At 66.5% G+C, this 24,272-nt stretch carries 15 protein-coding genes; 8 read left to right on the forward strand and 7 right to left on the reverse strand.

The features are described from left to right. Positions 1–87: 87 nt before the first annotated feature. Complete coding sequence (locus tag M9952_03255) at positions 88–1,674, reverse strand: hypothetical protein (protein ID MCO5311936.1); 1,587 nt, start codon at positions 1,672–1,674, stop codon at positions 88–90. Continuing rightward, the gene (locus M9952_03260) at positions 1,671–2,567 is read right to left on the reverse strand and encodes an ABC transporter ATP-binding protein (GenBank protein MCO5311937.1); all 897 of its coding nucleotides are present in this window, start codon (positions 2,565–2,567) and stop codon (positions 1,671–1,673) included. The genes M9952_03255 and M9952_03260 overlap by 4 nt, the downstream gene beginning before the upstream one ends. Positions 2,568–2,617: 50 nt before the next feature. Here M9952_03260 and M9952_03265 point away from each other — a divergent pair, with 50 nt between their 5' ends. The 4 genes from M9952_03265 (at position 2,618) to M9952_03280 (ending at position 5,550) form a co-directional block, all read left to right on the forward strand. After that, positions 2,618–3,361 (forward strand): DUF454 family protein, encoded by a 744-nt coding sequence (locus M9952_03265; protein MCO5311938.1) that lies wholly within the window; start codon positions 2,618–2,620, stop codon positions 3,359–3,361. Positions 3,362–3,452: 91 nt separating this feature from the next. After that, a complete protein-coding gene (locus M9952_03270; GenBank protein ID MCO5311939.1) occupies positions 3,453–3,803 on the forward strand; it encodes a metalloregulator ArsR/SmtB family transcription factor in 351 nt (116 codons plus the stop codon). 84 nt (positions 3,804–3,887) lie between these two features. Further along, positions 3,888–4,859 carry an SRPBCC domain-containing protein gene (locus tag M9952_03275; GenBank protein MCO5311940.1) on the forward strand — a complete coding sequence of 324 codons (972 nt, stop codon included), beginning with the start codon at positions 3,888–3,890 and terminating at the stop codon, positions 4,857–4,859. 37 nt (positions 4,860–4,896) lie between these two features. After that, on the forward strand, positions 4,897–5,550 hold the full coding sequence (locus tag M9952_03280) for a DNA-3-methyladenine glycosylase (GenBank protein MCO5311941.1): 654 nt from the start codon (positions 4,897–4,899) through the stop codon (positions 5,548–5,550). Between the two features lie 140 nt (positions 5,551–5,690). Here M9952_03280 and M9952_03285 read toward each other — a convergent pair whose 3' ends face one another. Together M9952_03285 and M9952_03290 are read right to left on the reverse strand one after the other, a co-directional pair. After that, positions 5,691–12,029 (reverse strand): hypothetical protein, encoded by a 6,339-nt coding sequence (locus M9952_03285; protein ID MCO5311942.1) that lies wholly within the window; start codon positions 12,027–12,029, stop codon positions 5,691–5,693. A 254-nt stretch (positions 12,030–12,283) separates the two neighbouring features. Beyond that, positions 12,284–14,014, reverse strand: coding sequence for a S1 RNA-binding domain-containing protein (locus tag M9952_03290; protein MCO5311943.1), 1,731 nt, complete (start codon positions 14,012–14,014; stop codon positions 12,284–12,286). Positions 14,015–14,081: 67 nt separating this feature from the next. Between M9952_03290 and M9952_03295 the strand changes: the two genes are divergently transcribed. Beyond that, a complete protein-coding gene (locus M9952_03295; protein MCO5311944.1) occupies positions 14,082–14,753 on the forward strand; it encodes an HAD-IA family hydrolase in 672 nt (223 codons plus the stop codon). 60 nt (positions 14,754–14,813) lie between these two features. Here the strand turns inward: M9952_03295 and M9952_03300 are convergent, their stop codons facing one another. Continuing rightward, positions 14,814–18,572 (reverse strand): multifunctional oxoglutarate decarboxylase/oxoglutarate dehydrogenase thiamine pyrophosphate-binding subunit/dihydrolipoyllysine-residue succinyltransferase subunit, encoded by a 3,759-nt coding sequence (locus tag M9952_03300; protein MCO5311945.1) that lies wholly within the window; start codon positions 18,570–18,572, stop codon positions 14,814–14,816. A 116-nt stretch (positions 18,573–18,688) separates the two neighbouring features. Here M9952_03300 and M9952_03305 point away from each other — a divergent pair, with 116 nt between their 5' ends. Together M9952_03305 and M9952_03310 are read left to right on the forward strand one after the other, a co-directional pair. Continuing rightward, complete coding sequence (locus tag M9952_03305) at positions 18,689–19,492, forward strand: exodeoxyribonuclease III (GenBank protein ID MCO5311946.1); 804 nt, start codon at positions 18,689–18,691, stop codon at positions 19,490–19,492. Next, positions 19,489–20,268 (forward strand): PaaI family thioesterase, encoded by a 780-nt coding sequence (locus M9952_03310; GenBank protein ID MCO5311947.1) that lies wholly within the window; start codon positions 19,489–19,491, stop codon positions 20,266–20,268. Before M9952_03305 ends, M9952_03310 begins: the two co-directional genes overlap by 4 nt. 17 nt (positions 20,269–20,285) lie before the next feature. Here M9952_03310 and M9952_03315 read toward each other — a convergent pair whose 3' ends face one another. After that, entirely contained in the window at positions 20,286–22,394 is a 2,109-nt protein-coding gene (locus tag M9952_03315; protein ID MCO5311948.1) for an ATP-dependent DNA helicase UvrD2, read from the reverse strand. A gap of 43 nt (positions 22,395–22,437) precedes the next feature. Between M9952_03315 and M9952_03320 the strand changes: the two genes are divergently transcribed. After that, the gene (locus M9952_03320) at positions 22,438–23,121 is read left to right on the forward strand and encodes a PH domain-containing protein (protein MCO5311949.1); all 684 of its coding nucleotides are present in this window, start codon (positions 22,438–22,440) and stop codon (positions 23,119–23,121) included. Positions 23,122–23,176: 55 nt separating this feature from the next. Here M9952_03320 and M9952_03325 read toward each other — a convergent pair whose 3' ends face one another. Then, positions 23,177–24,238, reverse strand: a complete 1,062-nt coding sequence (locus tag M9952_03325; protein ID MCO5311950.1) for a hypothetical protein — start codon at positions 24,236–24,238, stop codon at positions 23,177–23,179. Positions 24,239–24,272 lie beyond the last annotated feature (34 nt).

Below are 24,272 nucleotides of genomic sequence, written 5' to 3' on the forward strand. Positions count from 1 at the left end.
CCGGCCGCCACCCGACCTGATTTGCCCACAGTTGAACTGTGGGCAGGGGCTGGCGGCTGGCGGGCGCGCTGGCTCTTCTGAGGTGGATCAGGCGGCGCGAATGTCGCGGCGGCGAACCCCGTTGAGTCCCAGGGTGATGAACACCGCTGCGGCGGCAGCGAGAGCGAGGAACGTCATCGGCGATGTGCTCGCGGCGGCGGAGCCTTGTGAGTGGCGAAAGGGTGAGAGCGCCCGAATCCAGGCGGGAAGCTTGAGGAGATCGCCGAGGAAGGAGTCGACCATCGCGAACGTTGCATACAGCCAGCCGAAGGCTGTGCCAGTCCAGCCCCACACGGCGAACGCGACGGCGCCGACCACGGCGACGGCCGGAAACTGCGCCATCGCATCGCCCAAAGCGTTGAGGATGTGGTCGCTCGCTTGTGCGGATCCGCGGTCTGCGACCGCGTACGCGACTCCGGCGCACAACCCTGATGCGGCGAGGATCGCCGCCGCTGCGATCAGCGAGACGCTCAGTGTTCCGATGGCCCAGCTGATCCTGGAGGTCGGACCCGACAGAAGCATCTCGGCCCGGCCGTTCAACTCATCGCTGCGGAGCCGCAGAACAGATACGACAAGGAATGCTGACAGGACGCTGGCGATAAAGAGGAAGGAATAGCTGAGGTATGCGTCGAGAAACCTCTCCGGACCGTCGGCGCCGATGAGCTTCGCGATTTCCGGCATTGACTTGAGCATCCTGGGAACCTCGACGGCCACGGCCCCGTACACCGCTGCAAGCGCGGTCAGGCCGACGCCCCAGCCGGCGATGAGTCCGCGTTGTTGACGCATGGCCAGGCCGAACTGCGAGCCGAGAAGCCGTGAACCGTGGGAGCGTCCTGCGCGCTGGGTGAAGAGTCCGGACCCGAGATCGCGACGCGACCCGAGCGCTGCTGCGGCGGCGAACCCGGCCGCCGACGCCGCGCCGAACAGCGCCGGGATCCACCACCGTTCCTCACCAAACGCGTCGATGTTCTGCGCCCAGCCGATCGGGGAGACCCAGACCAGCCAACTGTCGTTGACCGCGCCGATTCCGCGCACGAGGAACGCGAGCCCAAGCGCTGCGGTTCCGGCCCCCAATGCGGAGCGCGCGCTCGACGCCACCTGTGCAGCGATGAGTCCGCACGTGGCGAAGGCGATGCCGACACACGCCACTGCGGTTCCGAAGGCAATTGAGCCGGACGGGTCGAGGCCAAGGCTCACCAAGACGATGGACGTCAGCACCGCGGTGAGGGTCGACGCCGCGGCGAGGACGGCGAGGGCGGCCGCGATGGGGGCGTCGCGTCCAATGGCGCCGGCGCGGACGAGTTCGGTTCTCCCCGCCTCTTCGTCGGCACGGGTGTGGCGCACTACACCGAACAACGTCATCAACGCTACGAGGAGGATGGCGGCAAAGCTCGTTTCATTGACCGTGACACCGCCGACGGTATCGAGGGCCACCCCGCGTCCGGCCATGAGCAGTGTGGCTGCCGAGCCGTAGACGGTGTTCTCATAGGACGCCAACGCCTCGGGCGTCGCAAGCGTCGATTGCACAGCGGCGGCAGTGACCGCGGTGAGGGTGACGTTGCCAACGATCCACGCAGGTAGCCAGACGCGGTCGCGTCGAAGTATCAGGGCGACCACTTGGCGAAAGCCCGTCATTGGCGGTGTGGCCGACGGTAGAGGTCCAAGAACAACTCTTCGAGCGTCGGCGGAGTCGCACTGATCGATGTCACCCCGAGGTCCGCGAGTCTGCGAAGCGTGGTGTCGAGGGCTTCGCTATCGACGCTGAACTCGATCCGGTTCCCGTCGACTTTGACCGTGTGCGCGGCGACGAGGTCGCCGGGGTCGGCGCTGGGTGAGGCCAGCGTGGCGGTCACCGTGGTGTGGGTGAGGACACGCAACTCGTCGAGGGTGCCGGACCTTACGGTGCGGCCCTCGTTGATGATCGTGACGCGGTTACACAGGCGTTCGACCTCGCCGAGGATGTGGCTGGACAACAACACGGTGGCGCCACGTGCGGTGACTTCGGCGACACAGTCGCGAAACTCCGCCTCCATGAGTGGGTCGAGCCCCGACGTGGGTTCGTCGAACAAGAACAGTTCCGCGTCGGTGGAGAACGCTGCGATCAGGGCAACCTTTTGACGGTTGCCCTTTGAGTAGGTGCGCGTCTTTCTCCTCGGGTCGAGGTGGAACCTCTCGATCAGCGTGTCGCGTTTCGCCTTGTCGCCGCCACCGCGCATCCGCCCCAGCATGTCGATGACCTCGCCCCCGCTGAGCCCCGGCCACAGGTTCACATCGCCCGGTACATAGGCGATGCGCCGGTGCAGCTCAGCGGCATCGGCCCACGGATCGCCGCCGAATAGTCGTGCGGTGCCGCCGTCGTGGCGCAACAGGCCCAGGAGCACGCGGATCGCCGTCGACTTGCCGGATCCGTTGGGTCCGAGAAAGCCATGAACCTCCCCGTGGTGGACCTGCAGTGTGAGTTGGTCGAGCGCACGCACCGATCCGAAAGTTTTGACGACGTCGGTCAGGTCGACCGCTAGTTCACCCATGGCGGCGAGCGTAGGCCCCCGCCGCTCAGCGCAGGTAGCCTCTTGGCACGATGGCCAACCCCGTAGTGCGCATGTTGTGGATTGTGGCGGGGTTCGTCTCGGTCGGGCTCGGTGCGGTGGGAGTCGTGGTTCCGGGCATGCCGACCACGGTGTTCATGGTCGCCGCCGCGTGGTGTTTTTCCAAGAGCAGCCCCCGGCTTGAGGCCTGGCTGTTGAACCTGCCCGGGGTCGGATCGTTGGTGCGCGACTACCGCGCTGGGCTCGGGATGCCGCTGCGGGCCAAACAGATTGCGGTGACGTCCATCGTCGTGGCCTGCCTCCTGAGCGTGGCGCTCGGGGTGGACGCATGGTGGTTGCGCGGGGTGATCGCCGTCAGCGGTGCCTTTGGCATCTGGTGGATTCTGGCGAAGGTGCCGACCCGCCCCGATGAGGTGCCCGACGCTTCGGCGGTGCCCGGTCCCGGAGCGCCGCGCGACGAGCGCACGGCGCTGCCGGTGGCGGCGCGCGTCTTTCGGGTTGCGGCGTTCGTCGAAGCGCTCACCTGGGCGGGTCTGCTGGTCGGCATGTTCCTGAAGTACCTGACCGATGTTGGCGAACGGGGAGTCGAGATATTCGGTCCGATCCACGGGGTGGTCGTGTTCTGCTATGTCGCGGCGGTCCTGTGGGCGGGCACGACCCTGCGGTGGTCGACGCGCACCTTCGTGTTCGGACTCTTGGCTTCGGTGCCGCCTTTTGCGACCGTGCAATTCGAGCGGTGGCTCACGGCGACGGGCCAACTCGAGCGCCAGACCTGAGATTCGGCCGGTTCGCCCGGACGGCGGTCACCCGGACTTCGGTCAGTCGCGTGGTTGACAGGTGGTCCCGGCTGGCGCAATATGCAACCATATGGTTGTACATCGGGTCGGGGTTCCGGAACTGAGCGATGACGAGGTCGATCGCATCTTTCGAGCGCTGGCCGACGCGACGCGACGCGACATCCTGCGGCGAACGCTGCGAGGGGAGGCATCGGTGTCGGACCTCGCGGAGTCCTATGACATGAGCTTCGCGGCCGTCCAGAAACACGTCGCGGTGCTCGAGCGCGCCGGCCTGGTGATCAAGTCGGCCCACGGTCGCCAACGTCTCGTGACGGGAAATCCCGAAATGGTCGCCCGAGCCAGGTCGCTGCTCGCCGAGTTCGAGCGCATCTGGCGCGGCCGGATCGATCGCCTCGATGCCCTCCTGGCGGAGGAACCGTGAACTCCTCATACGGGGAGTTCGCCATCCGGCTCGCCGGATTCACCACCCATCCACCACGTTTCACGTCACCTCAAGGAGCCAGCCATGCCCGTCATCTCCGTTACCAGCGATCCTGAAGCCCTCACCCTTCAAGTGGTCGCCGAGTTTGCCGTCCCGGTTCAACGACTCTGGGACGCCTACACCGATCCGCGTCAGATCGAGAAATTCTGGGGTCCGCCCACCTACCCGGCGACGTTTCGCCGCCACGACGTGTACCCGGGCGGCCGAAGTGAGTACTGCATGGTCGGCCCCGAAGGCGACGAGTCGCGGGGCTACTGGGAATGGATCGAGGTCGACGGGCCGAACAGTTTCACGGTGCTCGATGGGTTCGCCCTGCCCGACGGTTCGCCGAATCGTGACCTGCCGATGTGTCGCATGGTGTTCGCCTTCGAGTCTGTCGAGGGCGGCTCACGTCTGGTGACCACGACCTCGTACAACTCGATCGACGAACTCGAACAGCTGCTCGCGATGGGGATGGACGAGGGGTTGCGCGCTGCGATGGGCCAGATCGACGACGTGGTCGCCGACCTGACGAGGTACGCCGCTGGAGCCGACACGGATTTGACGATCCTCAACGACCTGCAGGTCCGCGTCAGTCGCGTCATTCGCGGCAGTGTCGACCAGGTATGGGCCGCACACCACGATCCCGCATTGCTGCGACGTTGGATGCTCGGTCCCGACGGGTGGGAAATGCCGGTGTGCGAGGTGGGTGCCGAGGTCGGCGACACCTACCGCTACGAGTGGGCGATGCCGGACGGCTCGAATCGGTTCGGATTCACCGGGGAGGTGCTCGAAGTGGCGGCTCCTCACCGTGTGACGACCACCGAGGCGATGATCGGTTCCGACGGTCCCTCGACCCGAAACGAGATGACGCTCACCGCATGCGCGGACGGCACGGTGCTGTCCACGGTGATCACCTATCCGTCGGTAGAACTCCGCGACGCGATCCTCGCCACGGGGATGGTCGACGGCATGGAAGCGAGCTACGCCCGTCTGGAGTCGAGCGTGCTGGGCTGATCGATGCCCACGACAGGTTCTGTGATAACCAGTGGTCGTGATCACGACCACTGGTTATCGGGAAACGGGTGGGGGACGCGGGGTCGACGGGGAGTGCGACCGCTGGGGCTGGTTGGCGGTCGACGCTGAGACCGCGGCTCGCCGGCTGTTGGGGTGCGAACTCGAGCGCGTCGTCGAGACCCCCGACGGCGAGGTGGCACTGCGGGCGCGCATCGTCGAGACCGAGGCCTACGACGAAACCGACCCCGCGAGCCACTGCTTTCGTGGACCGACGCCGCGCAACGCGGCGATGTTTCTGTCCGCCGGCCACGCGTACGTGTACTTGAACTATGGCATCCACCGTTGCCTCAACATCGTGTGCGGCGTTGCCGGAGTCGGTTCGGGTGTGCTCGTTCGAGCGGTCGAACCGATCGCCGGAATCGAGGAGATGCGCCGGCGTCGGGGACCGCGGGGCCTGGTGGGCCACGAACTCAGCAACGGTCCCGGCAAGGTGGGTTCCGCGCTCGGCATCGACCTCGACCTCAGCGGCCACGACCTGGCGACGGCTCCGCTGACGCTGCACCGGCACGCGCCCGGGGCCGGTCCCGAAGCCGGCGACATCGCGGTGACGCCCCGCATCGGGATCACCCGTGCGGTCGACGCGCCACGGCGCTTTCATCTGCGTTCGAGCCCCTGGGTGTCGCGCCCCTGATCGCGCCCCGCCGCTTCTCCTGGCGACTCGCCCCACCGGTTCTCCGATAACCAGTGGTCGTGATCACGACCACTGGTTATCGGAGAACGGGCTTGAGGGCGCGGGCTCGGGGAAGCGGTTCGGGTTCGGGGGAAGCGGGGTCAGGCGGTGCGGCGGCGGCGTTGAGCGATGGTGATCGCCACACCGGCACCGATGAAGGCGGCGGCGAGCGCCACCAACACGCCGGTGGTCGACCCGGTGAACCCGAGGCGCTCAGGCACCTGCGAGCCACGTTCGGTGCTGTCGGACTTCACGATCTCGTCCACCGGGATCGAGGCGTCCGCCGTGTCGTCCTCACCGAGCACGCCGACATCGCCGTTGTTGGGAGCCGAATCGACGTCGGTCACCTTGGACGACGGAGTCGAGTAGCCTTCGGCTCCGTCGGCGGTGATCTGGGCCCAGTTGCGGTACTGCTTCAAGGTCGCGTCGGCGAGGGTGGTCGTCACCGTCACCACGAGCGCCTTGCCCGGCAGGATCGACTCAACGTCGGTCCAGGTCACGACTCCGGCGTTGTCGCCGCCCGAGTCGGTGAACACGCCACCGTGGCTGGCCGACACGAACTCGAGACCCTTCGGCAACACGTCGACGAAGCTGACCGGCCCAGACGAGACATTGCCCTCGTTGGCGACGGTGATCTCGTAGAGGACCGTTCCACCGGCTCGGTAGGTCTGGCCTGGCACGAGGCGCTTGGCGATCTCGAGGTCATAGACGACCTCGACGGTGAGATCCGCAACATCCTCGTCGTCGAAGCCGACGTCGTCGCCTTCACCGGCCTGGTCGAAGCTGACGTTGTCGGCGTCGCTTCCCTCCGGGTCGCCGGGCACCGAGTCGATGTCGGCGATTGGCTGATCGACGGTGGAATAGGCATCCGAGCCGTCTTCGGTGATCTCGGCGACGTTGCGCCACGGGCGGGTGGTGATGTCGCCCACCTTCACCGAGACGGTGACGGTCGCGGTTGCCCCGGGCTCGATGCTGTCGAGGTCGCTCCAGGTGACGATGCGCCCGTCGCCGGACACGATGCCGCCGTGGCTGGCGGCCACGACGTCGAGCCCGGTGGGAACGAGGTCGGTCACCGTGAATGGCCCGGAGGCCACGTTGCCCTGGTTGCGCGCGGCGATGGTGAACACAGCGGTCCCGTCGTAGGCGACGGTCGGCGAATCGACCGTCTTGATGAGCGCGAGGTCGTAGCGGACCTCGACGCCGACATCGGCGACGTCGGCATCATCCTCGGGGTCGGCCCCGAGCCCGGCATCCGCGATCGAGGCGTTGTCCACGGCAGGGTCGGAGTTGCCGACCGGGCCGTAGTCGCCGTCGTTGGTGGGGTCGTTGTCGGGGGTCGAGTCGATGTCGGCCACGACGTCACCGTCGATGTCCCACGTGGCTGCCGAATCGGAGGTGATCTCGGCGACGTTGCGGTACGGACGCTTGGTCAGGTCGACGATCTTCGTGGAGAAGGTGACCACGAGGGACTGCCCCGGGTTCAGGTTGTCGATCGTCCACTCGACGACGCCTCCGGAGGTCACGCCGTCGTGCGAAACCGAGCCGGGCACCACCGACATGCCCTCGGGGACGAGGTCTTCGACGGTGAATTCCCGTGAGGGCAACATGCCTTGGTTCTGCACCGTCACCGAATAGGTCACGGTGTCGGCGGGGTTGACGACCGCCCGATCGACGGTCTTGGACAGCGCCAGGTCGTAGGTGACCGGGAAGGTCACCTCGGCGACGTCGGCGTCGTCCTCGGGGTCATCTGCGACTCCCGCCTCGGCCACGTCGATGTTGTCGACGGCGGGGTCCACGTTGCCGATGGGCCCGTAATCTCCGTCGTTGTTCGGATCGAGGTCCGGCGTGGAGTCGATGTCGTCGACGCCATAGAGGGCCTGGGCCGAATCGGCGCTGATCTCCGCGATGTTGCGGAACGGCCGCAGCCCGGGTTCGGTCACGGTCGTGGTGATCGTCCAGGTCCGAGTCGCCCCCGGCGCCAGATTGGTGCCGGCGAGGGTCACCGTGGTGGTTCCGTCGCCGTTGGTGACCACGCCGGTGCTCGGATCGCTTACGGCGAGGCCAGCCGGAAGGTGGTCGGTCACGGTGAAGTTCCCCGAGGGGACGTTGCCCTGGTTCGCCACGGTGATCGACCAGGTGATGGTCGCTGCATCCTCGAGGGTCGGCGGGACGACCGAAGCCACCTTGGCGAGCCCAAGGTCATAGACCACGCCGGGGACGAGGTCGGCGATGTCGGCGTCGTCCTCGCCGAGCGGCGGGGCGTCGGCCCCGGTGCCGACATCGGCGATCGAGGAGTTGTCGATGGCCGGCGAGCCACCGACGGGCCCGTAGGCGCCGTCGTTCATCGGGTTGGCGTCGGGCGTCGAGTCGACGTCCGCGGTCGGGGTCGACACGCCGCCGGTGACGACGTCGGCCGCGCCATCCGCGCTGATCTCGGCCACGTTGCGGAACGGTCCGGCGAGGTAATCGACGATCTTCGCGTCCACGGTGATCGTGCGTGAACCTCCGGGAGTCAAGCCGCTCAGGTCCCAGCGCAGTTCGTGGCCGACGGTCGAGTCGCCGCTTTCAGCAGACGGGTTCGGGCTGGCGGACACGAATTCCAGGCCGGTAGGCAGCCAGTCGGTGACCGAGTAGTTGCCGCTGTCGAGGGTTCCCTGGTTGGCGACGGTGATCGTGAAGGTCGTCTCGCCGGTGGCCAGATTGACCACGCCGGGCACCTTGGCGAGCGCCAGGTCGTAGCGGTCGACGTCGTAGGAGGACGTGTCGTCATCGGTGACCGTGGCGGGCACCGGGTAGTAGGTCGGCTGGCCGACCGGGTCGCCCGAATCGGTCACCGGGGTGCCGGTCACGGTCGCGGTGTTCTCATAGCGCGACGATCCGGCGGTGCCGGTGGCGGTGCAGACCATGGTCGCGCCACGGTTCAACGAGATCGGGGCGGTGGCCGAGGAGGTCAGACCGTCGGCGTTGTGTCCGCCGTCGGTGATGGCACAACTCGTCACCGAGAACCCGTCTGCGGGCACCGCGCTGCCGCCGTCATCGAAGATCGTGATGTCTTCGAGTCGGCTGTTTCCGGTGTTGGTCACCCGGTAGGTCCACGTGACCGGTCGAGCGGCGATGACCGACACGTCGTCACCCGCCTCGCTGTCGGGCCAGGCCGAGTCCTTCGTGACCTTGTCGATGGCGATACCGGGGGTCGCGCGCCACAGGCCCATGTCCCAGGTTCGGTCGGTCTCGTTGCCGCCGAGGTGGACCAGTGCCGTGTCGTGATAGGCGCCGTTGGTGTTGGTGCCCGACGGGGTGCGGTCCACGTCGGAGTCGTCGTCGGTGTTCGCCGACCCCTCGTCGGCGCCGGTCGGATCGCCGGTTGCGTTGGCGGGCGACACGAGGTAGCCGGTGGGCGGGTAGAAACGCACCCGGTAGTCGCCGTTGGCAACCGAGATTTCGTCACCGTTGCTGTCGGTAGCGGTGGTGAACAGGTAGCGGCCGTCCGCGTCGGTGAAGGTCAGGCCAACCACGTTGCCGACGCTGTCGAGCAATTCGACTCGAGCGTCGGAAACGCCGGATTCACCGTCGTCCTGGACGCCGTCGAAATCGCTGTCGAACCAGACGCGGTCGCCGATGGCGTTGTCGGAGGGATCGGCCATGACCCGAACCTCCACCTGAGGCGGCTCGGCGTAGAGACGTCCGGGCTTAAGGGACGGATCGATGTCCGCATCGGCCCCATAGGCGAAGGAGTTCACCGCTCGGGGACAATGGCTGTCATCGGTGTAGGCGACCAGCGGGTCACACACCGCCAGGAACTCCTGAGGGTCGTCTGCGTCGGTGCCGTCCCGGTCGTAGGAGGCGTCGACGACCGGGGCGCGCATGCGCCATTCGAAGGTGGCGTCGTCGCCGAAGTGCAGGGTGCCGGCGTAGGAGAACCGCACCGATCGGTAGGTGGACAACGCCAGCGGATCGGGGGTCGAGGTCCAGGCGGGGGTGTCGCAACCGGTGCTCGGACCGCCGACCTCTGCACGACATGGGTTGGCCGAGGTCGAGTATTCGACCGTCCAGCCCGCGGGCACATCGATTTCGTCGACCAGGAGCGGCCGGTATTCGGTGCGCCGTTGGTTCAACGGCGTACCGGTGATGACCGCCGTGTCGCCGACGCGGGGTAAGATGTCGATGAACGTGACGTTGTTGGCGTCGACGTTGCCGACGTTGCGAAGGCTCAGGCGGTAGTCGATGATGCCGCCGGGTGTGGTGAGCGCCGGGGCTTGTGCGGCCTCACCGCTCGTGCACCGCGGGGTCGGTCGGAAGATGCCGCCGTCGAGTCGGCCGCTCACGCACTTGCTGCTGTCGAGCTGAATGGTCGGCGAGACGGTGACCTCCCGAGAGGCTGCGCACGGGCCCTGCACGCAGTGACGGAAGCTGCCGCCGGATCCCGGGGCGATGCGGGCGGTGTTGATGTGTTTGACCGATGCCGAGGTGTAGGGGATCGGCGTACCGTCGGTGTGGTCGTGTGCCTTGACGGTGATGGTGATGGCAGTGGCGCTCTGACCTGGGGTGAGGGTGCCCGACCATTGGAAGGCCAACGGGGTTTCGCCGGCGTTGCAGGTCGGATCCACCGACGGGGTCCATCCGGTTGAGGTGGTGGAGACCACGGTGAAGTGTGCCGGCACACAGTCGGTCACGATCGGCTGCTGGAGCGAACCGGTCGCGTCGGCGGAGTTGGACGCGGTGATGGTATAGGTCGCCTGGTCGCCGGGTTGCATGGTCGTGCGGCTGACGGTCTTGGCGATACCGGGGTGAGGCAGTGGTGACTCGAGGAAGTACGGCGCCGACGAGGTGGCGGTGCGAAGCGCCTGATCGCGCGGGCTCACCTCGAGGGTCGAGGTGTTGGTGTATCGGCCGTAGTCGGTTGCGGCCGGCGTTCCGATGGTGCCGACAACGCGCTGGCCGGTGGTGCTGAACACTCCCGAGAAGTCGGTCGACTCATCCCACACCCAACGGACGTGGCGATGGGCCGGGTTCGGCCAGGCGATGGCCGCAGCGCCGCTGGCGACGCCGCTCGCGGCGGTCACCCAGGTGATCCCATCGGCGGAGGTTTCGATCGTCGCGGGGATTGCGAGGTTCCACGTGCCGGGGGTGATCGAGGTGGGGGTGAAGCTGTCGGGGAACCCTCCGCCGGAGCGGTCGGGCGCGATATCGCCGTCGGCGAAGGTCCAGGAGCCGTCGGACAACACGACCCGGTCGAGGGGGTAGTCGCTGTCGATCGTGGCGCTGAACTGGTACCGGCCGGTGTCGCCGTCGGTCACGTAGTAGTTGGAGGAGCCGGAGGCGTCGCGGAAGGACTTCGAGGTGCTGGCACCCCAGAAGCCGGGGGTGGCCAGGACGTGGTTCGTCGATGCGGTGCCGAGCGGAACTCCAGGAACCCCGCCCCCGTAGGAGCCCTCACCCGTGACGGTGTTCGCCTTGGCCGCCCCCGGGGTGTTTGAGGGGTGACTCGAATCGAACCGGCCGTTCACCTTCATGCGGAAACAGCCGTCGGAGCCGAGCGGCGGTCGATGGGAGGCATCGAAGGTCCACGTGATGGTTCCGGCACCATCGGAAACCAGGTCGGCGGGATCCGGAGCAACGTTGTCGTCGAGGTACACACCGCCGTGTTTAACGGAGGTGACGGTGAAGCCGGCCGGGACGGTGTCGATGATCGTGTACTCGTTCCACACGGCGCTGAACGCGTCGACGGCACACACCGAAACATTCCAGGTGTAGCCATAGTCGCGGCGAAGCGTGGTGCCGTTGGCGGCCGGTCCCGTCTTAAAGACCGTCCAGTTCGGAGTCGACCCCGTCACCGTGGTCGTTGCGGTCGGGCTGGTCGAGACGTTGGCGCCGAGCGTCGCGGTGGCGGTGTTGGACAGGGTCTGCGAGCCGGCGGGAATCTGATTGGCCGGAATCCGCGCCACGATCGTGATCACGCCGGAGGTGCCAGCCGCCCAGGTGCCGGCGGTGGCCACGACCCGCGGTGCGTTGGGGACCGAGGTGTCGAGGGAGGAGCCGGTGCTCCAGACCCCCGACGGAAAGTTCGCGCTCACGAACTCGAGGGGCACCGTCTCGCCGTACACGTTGGTGAACGTCGGCAGCGGATCGCTGAACGCCGCACCGTCGCAACCCTCGCCGGACTCGTCGTTGTTCGAACACGTGAAGTTGATGCTGTAGGTCAGCAGTTCACCCGGCTGCGCGGTCGCCTTGTTCACCGTCTTGGTCGTGAGCAGCGGGGTTGCGGCTCCGGCGGCGGCGGCCATGGGCAGGGGTGCGATGGCCATGCACACTGTGGCCATCGCCGCCAGCTTCGCGACGAACGATCCGCGTCGGGCCCGGCGCTTTGGTCCCTTGGCGGGCTCGACAGGAACGATGGGTTCGATAGCATCGTTGGGTTCGAAACGAGATGGGGTTGGCATCAGGTCCTCTTTCGTACCGAGTGGAGGCCGCTGCGGCGCACCGTCGGGTGGACGGGCGCGTCGCGGCGTTCAATTCGATGGTGGGAAATTCAACGCCACTCGAATCGGCACAAGTCGGCCGGTGTTGAGCCGTCCGACCCAGAGCATCCGTGTATGTGACCGATGTCGCTGGTGCCTTCGGTGAAAACGACGAAGGGAGCGGCCGAACCGCTCCCTTCGATCGAACTCGTGCTGGCTTTCGCCGGCGGCCTAGGTCACTTGGTCGAGGCCTTCTTAGCCGGGGCCTTCTTGGCCGGGGCCTTTTTGGCAGGGGCCTTTGCCGCAGGTGCCTTCTTGGCAGGGGCCTTTGCCGCAGGTGCCTTCTTGGCGGGGGCCTTTGCCGCAGGTGCCTTCTTGGCGGGGGCCTTTGCCGCAGCCTTGGCGGGCGCCTTCTTCGCGGGCGCCTTCTTTGCCGCAGCCTTGGCGGGCGCCTTCTTTGCCGCAGCCTTGGCGGGCGCCTTCTTTGCCGCAGCCTTGGCGGGCGCCTTCTTGGCAGCAGCCTTGGCTGGGGCCTTCTTGGCTGAGGCCTTCTTAGCGGGCGCAGTCTTGGCTGGTGCCTTCTTGGCTGGTGCCTTGGCGGGTGCCTTCTTTGCGGGCGCAGCCTTGGACGCGCTTGGAGCCTTCTTGGCTGGTGCCTTGGCGGGTGCCTTCTTTGCGGGCGCAGCCTTGGACGCGCTTGGAGCCTTGGAGGCTGGGGCCTTGGAGGCAGGTGCCTTCTTGGCGGGTGCCTTCTTTGCCGGCGCCTTGGCTGGAGCCTTCTTGGCGGTGGTCTTGGTGGCCGGCGCCTTCTTAGCGGGCGCCTTTTTGGCCGGGGCCTTCGTAGCCAACGTTGCCTCCTCGGCGTGTTCGTCGGTTGCTTGCTGGTCATTGGTTGACGACGCGTTGGAACGCGGCGCTTCGCCGTTGGTCGCCGACTTCTCGACGACCGCAGGATCCGAGGATTCGGAACCGTCGGCGTGATGCAACCCGAGATCGACCCCGCGATGAGCGGTATCGAAGCGTTGCACCTCGAAGGAGCGAACCTCGCCGAGGGTCAACACATCGCGTGCTGACCGTGGCGGGGGTGACCCCAACGACTTGACCGGCACGTAGCAGCGGGTGTCACCCACCAGCACGTACGCACCGTGCGAGCTGAACTCCACGACCTCTCCGGTGACGACGTCGCCGAGCGAATACTCGGTGACGAAGTTGAGGAACGGAAGTGGTTCGTTGACCGGAGGCCGACTGGACTTCGTCCGATCGGGTGTCCTGGCCGGAGTGGTTGCCGTCGCCGACGCCGTGCTGTCGGACTTGGTCCTGGTCGTGGACTTGGTGGCGCCGGGCTTGGTGGCGCTGGGCTCGGCGGCGCTGGTCTTGGCGGCGCTGGTCTTGGCAGCGCGGCGTTGGCCGGGCGGGGGAGTGGTCGGTACCGGAGGCGGTCCACTCGCATCCGGCGATGCCTGGCGACGTCGCGACGACTCATTTGAAGCCGCGGACTTCTTGGCCGCCTTCTGCTTCGACTCGCGAACCGCTCGCCGGCTCGTCGGCCCGCGCACGGGGGTTCGGTCGATGAAGACCCAACCGATCGGCGGCACCGGCTTTCCGCCCACCAGGCGACCGGGTTCGAAAAGCCAGTCGTAGGTGCCGTGGAACTCCTGGAACGAATCGTTGGAGAACACGTTGGCACCGGCACGATCCGCGATCTGCAGGATGAACGCGTCGCCGCGACCGATGGCCCCGGCCGGCGGGGTGACGAGTTCGCCGTCGAGGACGGCCTCTTCGAAACGCGGGAGTTCGGAAGGATCGATCCGGTGACCGAACGTCGCGTCGACGACCACGATGACGACATCGTGGGGCCGTTCGGCGATGAACGCGGTGACGGCTTCGTCGAGTTGTTGGAGGCTGGGGACGGATCGGCCTTCGGTGGCGATGTTCGATCCGTCAACAACGAGTGTGGTCTCGGTCATGACAGGTACTAAGTGAAGCAGGTCGTGAAGTGAATACTGCGGACCGTCGCGACCTAGGGTGCAGGCGGTGGATTTCGACGCAGTGTTTTTCGACTTCGGCGGTGTCGTGCTTTCCTCTCCGTTTGAAGCGTTCTCAGTCTATGAGCAACGCGCTGGTCTTCCACCGAATGCGGTCAGAACGATCAACGCCACCAACCCCGATGCGAACGCCTGGGCGCAGTTTGAACGCAACGAGTTGAGTGTCGAGGAGTTCATCGAGCGCTTTGAAGCGGAGGGTCGGGAGCTGGGTTTCGACATCGACGGTGTTGAAGTGTTGCGCTGTCTCGACGGAGAGCTGCGCCCGGAGATGGTGGAGGTCGTGGGGCGGTGCCAGCAGATTGCGACGACGGCGATGTTGACCAACAACGTCGTGTCGATGAGCGCGGCCGGCTTCGACGAGCGGTCCGGTGGTTCCGGTATCGGCACTGATGGTGTTGATATGTTCACCGAAGTGCTCGGATACTTCGACCACATCATCGAGAGCTCGGCGGTGGGGGTGCGAAAGCCGGAACGGCGTTTCTATGAGATCGCGTGCGAGGTCGCGCAGGTGGAGCCCTCGAGGGTCGTGTTTCTCGACGACCTCGGAATCAATCTCAAGCCGGCGCGCGAACTCGGCATGACGACGATCAAGGTCGTCGACCCCGCAATGGCGATCGACGACCTTGAAGCGGTGATGGGCGTTTCGTTGCGAGTTCTGTAGGTAATCCATGTCGCTATGGCGACGGGAATTACCTACAGAACGGCGGGGCGTGGAACCGGCTCAGTGGAACTGGCTCAGTTCGCGCTGAGCGAGCGGAGCGAAGGCCTTGTCGAGGATCTCGTGTTGTTCCTGGGCGTGGATCGCCGCCTTGCCAGTCGCCGGTGATCCGCCCTCGGAGCGGCTGATGCGGCGGATCTCGTACTGGTTGCCGTGAGCCTCGAAGAGCCGGCCCTTGATCCCGTTCCAGGGGCCCATGTTCTCGGGTTCCTCCTGCAGCCACACGATCTCGGTGCAGTTGGGGTAGCGGGCAAGCTCCTCCTTGATGGCGGCATAGGGCCAAGGGAAGAGTTGCTCGACGCGCGCGACCGCGGCGTTCGCCCCGAGCGCGTCGCGCCGTGCTGCCGCCTCGTGGCCGACCTTGCCGCTCGCGAGCACCAAACGGGTGACCGAGTTCGGGTCGATCGGCGAAGCGTCGCCGATCAGCTCGCGGAACGTACCCGCGGTGAAATCGGAAACCGGGCTGCGATAGTTCTTCGCGCGGATGCCCGACTTCGGGGTGAACACGATGAGCGGCTTGCGCACCTCGCGGTGCATCTGGCGACGCAGCAGGTGGAAGAACTGTGCGGCCGTCGTCGGGTTGGCGATCTGAATGTTGTCCTCGGCAGCCAGGGACATGAACCGTTCGATACGGGCCGAGGAGTGCTCCGGTCCCTGCCCCTCGTAGCCGTGGGGCAACAACATGACCAACCCGGAGGTCTGGTTCCACTTGTCTTCTGCGGAGGTGATGTATTGATCGATGACGATCTGTGCCCCGTTCATGAAGTCGCCGAACTGGGCCTCCCACATGACCAGCGCCGCCGGGTTGGTCACCGAGTACCCGTACTCGAAGCCCAACACCGCGTACTCGCTGAGCAGGGAGTCGTAGATCCACAGCTTGGTCGTGTCGGAGGTGAGCAGCGACAGCGGAACGAACTCGTCGCCGTTGTGGTTGTCGACGAGGGTGGAGTGGCGGTGGCTGAAAGTGCCGCGGCGGCTGTCCTGGCCGGTCAGACGAATCGAGGTTCCCTCGAGCAGTGTCGTGCCGAACGCGAATGCTTCTCCGAGGGCCCAATCGACCTCACCGTCGCGATACATCTTGGTTCGGGTCTCAAATTGCTTGGCCAGCTTCGGGTGAACCGTGAATCCATCGGGATGTGAGGACAACGCCTCGTAGACGCGGTCGAGCATCTCCGCCGACACAGCGGTCTCCGCCGCAGGCAGCACCCCCTTGGCCGGTGGGTGGGGCTTGGCGATCACCTCGCCGACCGGTGCGGACTGACGTGTTTCTTCGAGTGCCGACTGCAGGCGCTCGTTGAAGTCGGCCAGGAAGACCTCGGCCTCCTCGATCGAGATATCGCCGCGGCGGACCAGGCTTTCGGTGTACACCTTGCGCACGCTGCGACGGGCGTCGATCGAGCGATACATGAGCGGCTGGGTGTAGCTCGGGTCGTCGCCCTCGTTGTGGCCGTGGCGCCGATAGCACACCATGTCGATCACGACGTCCTTGTTGAACTGCTGGCGATACCGCAACGCCAAGCGCGCCACGCGCACGCAGGCCTCGGGGTCGTCGCCGTTGACGTGGAAGATCGGCGCCTGAACGGTCTTGGCCACGTCGGTGCAGTATTCCGAACTGCGCGCAGCCGACGGGTCGGTGGTGAAGCCGAGTTGATTGTTGATGATGACGTGGATCGTGCCGCCGACCTTGTAACCCTTGATGAGGGAGAGATTCAGGGTTTCGGCCACCACACCCTGGCCGGCAAACGCGGCGTCGCCGTGCAACAGGATCGGCAACACCGGGAAGCGCACCGCTCCCTCGCCCTCGGGGATGGCGTCCATCTTGGCGCGGGCCATGCCCTCCACGATCGGGTTCACCGTTTCGAGATGGCTCGGGTTCGCTGCCAACTCGACCGGAATCGTGCGTCCGGACCGGGCGGTGAAGGTGCCGTGTTGGCCGAGGTGATACTTCACGTCGCCCGAACCCTGGATGGAGTCGGGGTCGACGTGGCCCTCGAACTCCTTGAACAGCTTCGTGTAACTCTTGCCGACGATGTTGACGAGCACGTTGAGTCGCCCGCGGTGCGCCATACCCAACACGGCACCCGACATCTCGCGGTCGGCTGCGCTGTCGAGGATCGCGTCGAGGATGGCGATGGTCGATTCGGCTCCCTCGAGTCCGAAGCGCTTCTGGCCCATCCACTTGGTGGCCAGGAACTTTTCGAGCGCCTCGGCCGCGTTGAGGGTGTTGAGGATGTGGCGCTGCTCGTCGGGTTCGAGGGTCTGCTTGGCCCCCTCGACCTGTTGCTGAATCCAGCGCTTTTCGTCGGTGGAGGTGATGTGTGTGTACTCGATGCCGATCGTGCGGCAGTACGCATCGCGCAACACGCCGAGGATGTCGCCGAGCTTCATGCGTTCGAGGCCGCCCACCGGCGCATACACCCCCGAGTTGAACCCGGTGAGGAATTCGCGCTCGAGGTCCCAGATCGTGAGCCCGTAGAACGCCGGGTCGAGTTCGGGGTGCATCTGTGGTGGTTCGGCCGCGAGCGGATCGAGATCGGCGATCAGGTGGCCGCGTACCCGGTACATGTTGATGAGGTTGGCCACCTTCATCTGCTTTTCGATGGCGCCCTGCTCGCGGTCGGCCGGGTTGTCGTCTCGGTTCCAGTGCACGGCGGTGTAGGGCACGCCGATGGAGGCGAAGAGGCTCTCATAGAACCCCTCCTGGCCGAGGAGCAACTCGTTGACCTTTTTCAGGAACAGTCCGGACTCGGCACCCTGAATGATGCGGTGGTCATAGGTCGAACTGATCGTCATGACCTTCGAGATGCCGAGATCCGCGATCGTGCGAGGATCCGCCGCGGCAAACCCGGTCGGGTAGGTGAGCGACCCGACCCCGATGATGGCGCCCTGTCCGGGCATGAGGCGGGGAACCGAACGCTCGGTGCCGATCGTGCCCGGGTTGGTGAGCGTGATCGTCGCTCCGGCGAAGTCTTCGACCGCCAACTTGTTCGACGACGCCTTGCGGACCAGTTCGTCGTAGGAGTTCACGAACGTCTGGAAGTCCATGGTGTCGGCGTGCTTGATCACCGGCACGATGAGCGAACGGGTGCCGTCCTTCTTTTCCTGATCGATCGCCAGGCCGAGATTGACCGGACGGTCCTTCAGCAGGCGGGGTTTGCCATCCGGGCCCTCGAGGAACGCGTTGTTCATCTGCGGGAGGTGATCGGTGATGGCGCGCACGATGGCGAATCCGATGATGTGGGTGAAGCTGACCTTGCCGCCCCGGGTCCGGCCGAGATAGCCGTTGATGACGTTGCGGTTGACCTCGAGGAGTCGGGCCGGAACCTCGCGGAAACTGGTCGCGGTCGGGACCTCGAGCGATGCCTGCATGTTCTGGGCGATCTTGGCGGCGACGCCTCGGATCGGTTCGCCCTCGGGGGCAGGAGCAGGCGCAGGTGTCGACGGTGCCGGGGCGGCAGCGCCCGCCGCGGCGGCTGCACCAGCAGGGGAGGCTGGTGCTGGCGCGGCCGGTGACGGCGCGGTCGGTGACGGCGCGGCCGGTGACGGCGCGGCCGGTGACGGCGCGGCCGGTGACGGCGCGGTGTCGGTGGTGTCATGGCTCACGACCGGCGACGGCGCCGCGCCCGGTGGCCGGTAGTCGGCGAAGAACTCCTGCCATGTAGCGCTCACGGAGGTGGGGTTGGCGAGGTACTGCTCGTACATCTCGTCGACCAACCAGGTGTTCGGACCCAACGGACGCGTCGAATTTTGATCGTCAGACATCAACGATGAGCCTAACCGTTCGGTTCCCCCGGGCGGTGGTGGCTCCGTGGGTGTTTGTCACGTCGCGCCGGCCGGGAAATGCGGCGCGAAAAACTCCAACGGGTAAGGTTCGCGGCGTGTTGATTGCCACGTGGAATGTGAACTCGCTGAACGCCCGGATGCCCCGTGTCGAGGAGTGGATCTCCACGGTGCAACCCGATGTGTTGTGCCTTCAGGAAACGAAGATGTCCGACGCACAGTTCCCACACATGGCATTCAGTGCGCTCGGGTACGAATCGGTGCACCACGGGTTTGGGCGTTGGAACGGGGTGGCGATTCTTTCCAGGGTCGGTATCGACGATGTGGTCAGCGGATTCGATGACGGGCGCGACGACCCCGATCCGGACTCGCGCATCATCTGGGCGACCTGTGCGGGGGTGCGGGTCGCGTCGGTGTACGTTCCGAACGGACGAGAACTCGACCACGATCACTACCGCTACAAACTCGATTGGCTCGGACGCCTGCGCGAACACCTCGATCGACATCACACCCCCGACGAGCTGTTGGTGGTGCTTGGCGACTGGAACATCTGCCCGACCTCGCTCGACGTGTGGGACGAATCGCGCTTCGCCGGGATGACCCACGTCAGCCAACTCGAGCGCGACGCCCTCGAAAACGTCGTCGAGTGGGGACTCGTCGACACGTTCCGTCAGCGCTACGGCGACGCCGGCGACCTTTTCAGCTACTGGGACTACCGCAACGGGGACTTTCACAAACGGCGTGGACTGCGTATCGACTATCTGATGTCGAGCACCGCGTTGGCGCAGTTGTGTCGGGCCGACCTCGTCGATCGCAATGCCCGCAAGGGCGCCAAGCCCTCCGACCATGCGCCGGTTCTGGGATTGTTCGACGTCGTAGTTCCGACGGGGGAACCACGATGACGGCGTCACAGCCCAACGCCGATGGCTCGACCGAGGTGGCCCACAGCCCTCGGGTCGACGGTCTGCATGGACTGCCCGAGACGCAGCGCCGAGTCGCGATCCGTCGCCTCGCCGCGGTGGGTCGAGAGATGATCGAGACGATGAGCATCACCGACGCGACGAGCGCCCGTCTCGACGAGGCCGCAGCGGCGTTGGAAGCCGTGGTCGAATCGCTACGTCGCGAGCCGGTGGGTTCCGATTACGTGGGCCACGCCGAGGTCGCCACCGCCGGGTTGACCCTGGCCGAGCGCCAGGCGTTGGTCGAGGCCGGCGATCCCGAAGCGTGGGCGCAGTTCGACCACAGCCCGCTGATCGGCTTGGCCAACCCGATGTCTCCGCCGCTGTCGATGTACTACGAAGGCGCCCGCGTGATCGCCTCGGCAACCTTCGGGGCGGCCTTCGAAGGGCCTCCGAGTTGTGTGCACGGCGGCTACATCGCCGCGGCGTTCGATGAAGTGCTCGGTGCGGCACAGTCGATGTCGGGGGTGCAGGGGATGACCGCGAACCTGTCGGTGAATTACCGCTCGCCCACACCGCTGATGACGCCCTTGCGCATCGAGGCATGGTTGGATCGCATCGACGGCCGCAAGATCTTCGTTCGCGGCGAGATGTATGCGGGAGATCGGCTCACCGCGGACGCGACCGGATTGTTCATCGCGCCCGACCCGGAGGTGTTCGCTGCGCTCATGGAGGTTCGTGCCGACATGACCCGGGCGCGGCGCGAACGCGGCGCTTGAGCGCAGCGTCGTTCCGGTCAGCCGTGTGAGGCGATGATGCGCAGCAGGTCGTCGCCGTAGCGTTCGACCTTGACCGGCCCGACCCCGTTCACTGCCAGCAACTCGCGACGGTTGGACGGCGCGGTGCGAACGATTTCGATGAGCGTCTGGTCGCTGAAGATGGTGAACGCCGGCGCGTTGGCGAGGCGTGCGAGGTCTTTACGCCAGGCCCTGAGTTCGTCCATCAGCTTTCGCTCCTCGGCGCTCAGATCGTCGAGCGCTGCGCCGCGGCGAGAGCGTTGAGGCCGTGGCCCGCCGTCGGTGCTGCGCAGCCTGGCGCGCTGTGCTCCAAGTGCTGCGATCGATGCCTGCAAGTCGACCGGGCGCGTGTTCTCGCGGAGCAGTTCGATGGCGAGTTCGACGGTGTCGAGCAGCGGTGAACGCTCGCGCGACTGGACGCGGGAACCGAAGGAACGCTTCTCGCACCACGACAGCCGGAGGTGACGCTCGGCTCGCGTGACCGCGACGTAGAAGAGGCGAATCTCCTCCGCGACCGACTCGGAGGTCTCGGCGTAGTGGATGGGGACGAGCCCTTTTTCGAGCCCGCACACGTACACCGTCGGCCACTCAAGGCCCTTGGCCGCGTGGAACGTCGCCAGCTCGACCGCGTCGGTGCCGCCGGTTCCGTCGTCGCTGCGAAGCGAGGTGCGCAGGAACGAACCGAACCCCGCCACGTCACCGCCCGGTTCGAGGTCGAGATACTCCCGACCGAGGCGCACCAGTTCGGCGACATTGGCCAAGCGGTCCTCTGCGAGTCGCTCACCGTCCAGGTCTGCGCCTGAGGCGAGCGCCTCATCGAGATCGCTCAACCGCGTGGACAACTGCCCGCCCGAGCGTTTGAGCCGCGACAGCGCCGATTTGATTTCTGGCTGGTCGAGGAAGCGCCCCTTGCCCCGGCTGCGGAAGGGGATCCGCGCTTTCGAAAACGCCTCCTCGAACACGGCGAGCTGGGCATTTGTGCGCACGAGCACCGCCTGATCTCCCCACCGGTCGCCTGGGCGGTGAGCGTCACGTGCCGCTCGGGCGACCCCCTGAGCCTCCGCGGTTTCGGAGTCGTAGGAAGCGATCGTCGGAACTGCGCCGTCGGGGCGATTGGGCTGCAGGTCGAAGCGGCGCGACGGCGCGAGGGTGAGCACGGTGTTGGCCAGACCGAGGATCTGGGGGGTCGAGCGGTAATTGTCGGAGAGGTCGATGGTCTGGGCGCCCGGAAAGAGCGTTTCGAAATCGTCGAGGTAGCGGGAGTCAGCGCCGTTCCACGCATAGATCGCCTGGTTGGGGTCGCCGACGACGCACAGGTCGGGCACGCCGCCGACCCACGCTTGCAACAGGCGGAACTGCAAGGGGTTCACGTCCTGGAACTCGTCGACGAACAGGTGTCGGAAGCGCCACCGTCTCGCGGCTGCGTACTCGGCGTCGGCCTCGAGGTCGCGGGTGGCGAGACGCAAGATGTCGTCGAAGTCGACCATGCGGCGCGCCAACTTCTCCTGTTCGTACCGCTGATAAAGATCGGCGATCGCCGTCGCGTCGATCGGCAGGCGCCGTGCTGCAGCGGTTGCCTGCGCCGCGTAGTCGGACGCGGGAATCATTCGGGCCTTCGCCCATTCGATCTCGGAGATCACGTCGAGGGGCAGGGTGGCCGAACGGGCGTGATCTCGGGGCAACAGCGACGCCACGAGCCCGAACTTGCGGTCGAGCAGCGCTGGGGGAGCGATGCCGCGCTCCTCCCAGCGGCTGCGCAGCTGCGAGTAGGCAATGGAATGGAAGGTTCCGGCGTTTATTCCGCCGCGCAAGCCGAGGTGGTCGATGCGGTTGCGCAGCTCCGCTGCGGCCTTGCGGGTGAAGGTGACGGCGAGAACTCGGCGCGGGTCGACCTCGGTGTCGGCGACGCGCCGAGCGATTCGACGGGTGAGAACGCGGGTCTTTCCCGAACCGGCGCCGGCGATGATGCGCAGCACCGCAGCGTCGCTGAGCACCGCGGCTCGTTGGTTCGGGTTGAGCCCGCCGAGCAGCCGATCGCGCGTCGCGGTGAGCAGTGTGGGGTCGTTGCCGTCGGCGTCGTCGGGCAGGGTCGGTACCTCTAGATCCATCGGGTACGACCCTACCGAGCACCGCCGACAGTATCGTGGGCACGTGGCCTTTCCTCGATCGCACCTTCACGAGAACGAACAGATCGTCATCGACCGGTCCCCCCACTGGTGGTATCTGACACCGAGGGCGCTGTTGTTGGTCGTCGCCTCTGCGCTCGGGATCTGGGCACTGGTCTACGACTTCGAGGACGGATCGCGCTGGCAACAACCCGTGCGTGTGATCGTCGGGTTGTTGGTGGCGGCGGCGTTCCTGAACTTCCTCGTTCGGTTCATTCAGTGGCGCGCCACCCACTTCGTCATCACGACCGATCGCTGCATCTATCGATCTGGCGTGCTCAAGAAGTCGGGAATCGAGATCCCACTCGAGCGCATCAACACCGTCTTGTTCTCCCAGACCGTGTTCGAACGGATCCTCGGAGCCGGCGATATCGCCATCGAGTCCGCAGGTGAGGGTTCGCGCCAGAACTTCTCCGACGTGAGCAATCCGGTTCAGGTGCAGAACATGATCTATCGACAGATCGAGGAGAACGAGAACCGCAAGTACGACCGCATCGGGGTCGAGGCGCGCGAGGCGGCAGCGGCCTCGGCAGCCGCCTCGGGGATCCCTCAGCCGACGGCGGTGCTGAGCGTCGCCGAACAGCTCCACAAGCTGGCCGAGCTGCGCGATCGCGGCGTGCTCACCGAGGAGCAGTTCGAAACTCAGAAGCGGGCGTTGCTCGGCGAGTAGCCGGAACCCGGCCGGGGCCGGCTCAGTCCGGTGCCGGCTCAGTTCAAGAGCCGGCTCAGCCCAAGAGCCGAACTCCCTCGTTGGGGCGAACCTCCCAGCTCGCGAGTCCGTCGGGGGTCGGGTCGAGTCCGGCGCGGCACAGCGCAACCACGCAACCGCCGAAGCCAGCGCCGGTCATCCGCGCACCGTACACGCCGTCGGTGGCGCGCAGGTGGGCGATGAGGTCGTCGACGACGGGGGTCGAGGTGTCGAAGTCCTCGGCCAGGCTGCGGTGGCCGCGCCACAAGGCGTCGCCGGCGCCCTCGAGGTCGCCGCGTCCGAAGGCGTCGATGACCTCGTCGACCCGTGCGTTCTCGGTCACGACATGGCGGGCACGGCGCAGCAACGTGTCGTGGTCGTGGTCGTGGTCGTGGTCCGCGCGTTCGGCGAGCGGGGCGAGATCGTCGAGCGTGGCCTTGCGCAGCGGGCCGACGATGCGTTCGGCTGCCTCACATTGTCGGCGGCGTCGCGCATACTCGGAGGTCGCGAGCTCGCGGCTCTGACCGGAGTGGATCACGCGGATCGTGGCATCCTCCGGCACCGCGACGAGACGGGTGGCGAGGTCGTGGCAATCGATCCGTACGGCGGCCCCGGCCGCCCCGCAGGCGATCGCCAACTGATCCATGATTCCGCACGGAACCCCGGTGGAGGCCTGCTCGCCTCGTTGGGCGGCGAGTGCGAGCTCGCGCCGGTCCCACTCCTGGCCGGCCGCCGTTTTGAACGCCGCCGCCACGCCCACCGACAGTGCGGCCGATGACGAGAGTCCGGCCCCGAGCGGCAGTGTCGACGAGATGGTTCCGGTGATGCCGGTCGTCGCCCCGATCGCCTGGGCCGCACCGGCGACGTAGCGGCCCCACGCCGGCGTGATCTCCGCGACGCTGTCGTTGGGGTCGATCGGGAGATCGAGGCGTAGGACCCCGGCCTCGGCGTCGCTGAGCAGCTCGATGCGGGCTTCGCAGGCGTCGACCTCCACGGTCACGCCGAGTTGGATGGCGAAGGGCAACACCAACCCCCCGAGATAGTCGGTGTGGTCGCCGATCAGGTTCACCCGACCGGGAGCGAAGACTCGAAATGTCATGACCTTCGAAGCTACCGGCCCGGCACGCGGAATC

Source organism: Microthrixaceae bacterium, from assembly GCA_023957975.1.
Lineage (GTDB): Bacteria > Actinomycetota > Acidimicrobiia > Acidimicrobiales > Microtrichaceae > JAMLGM01.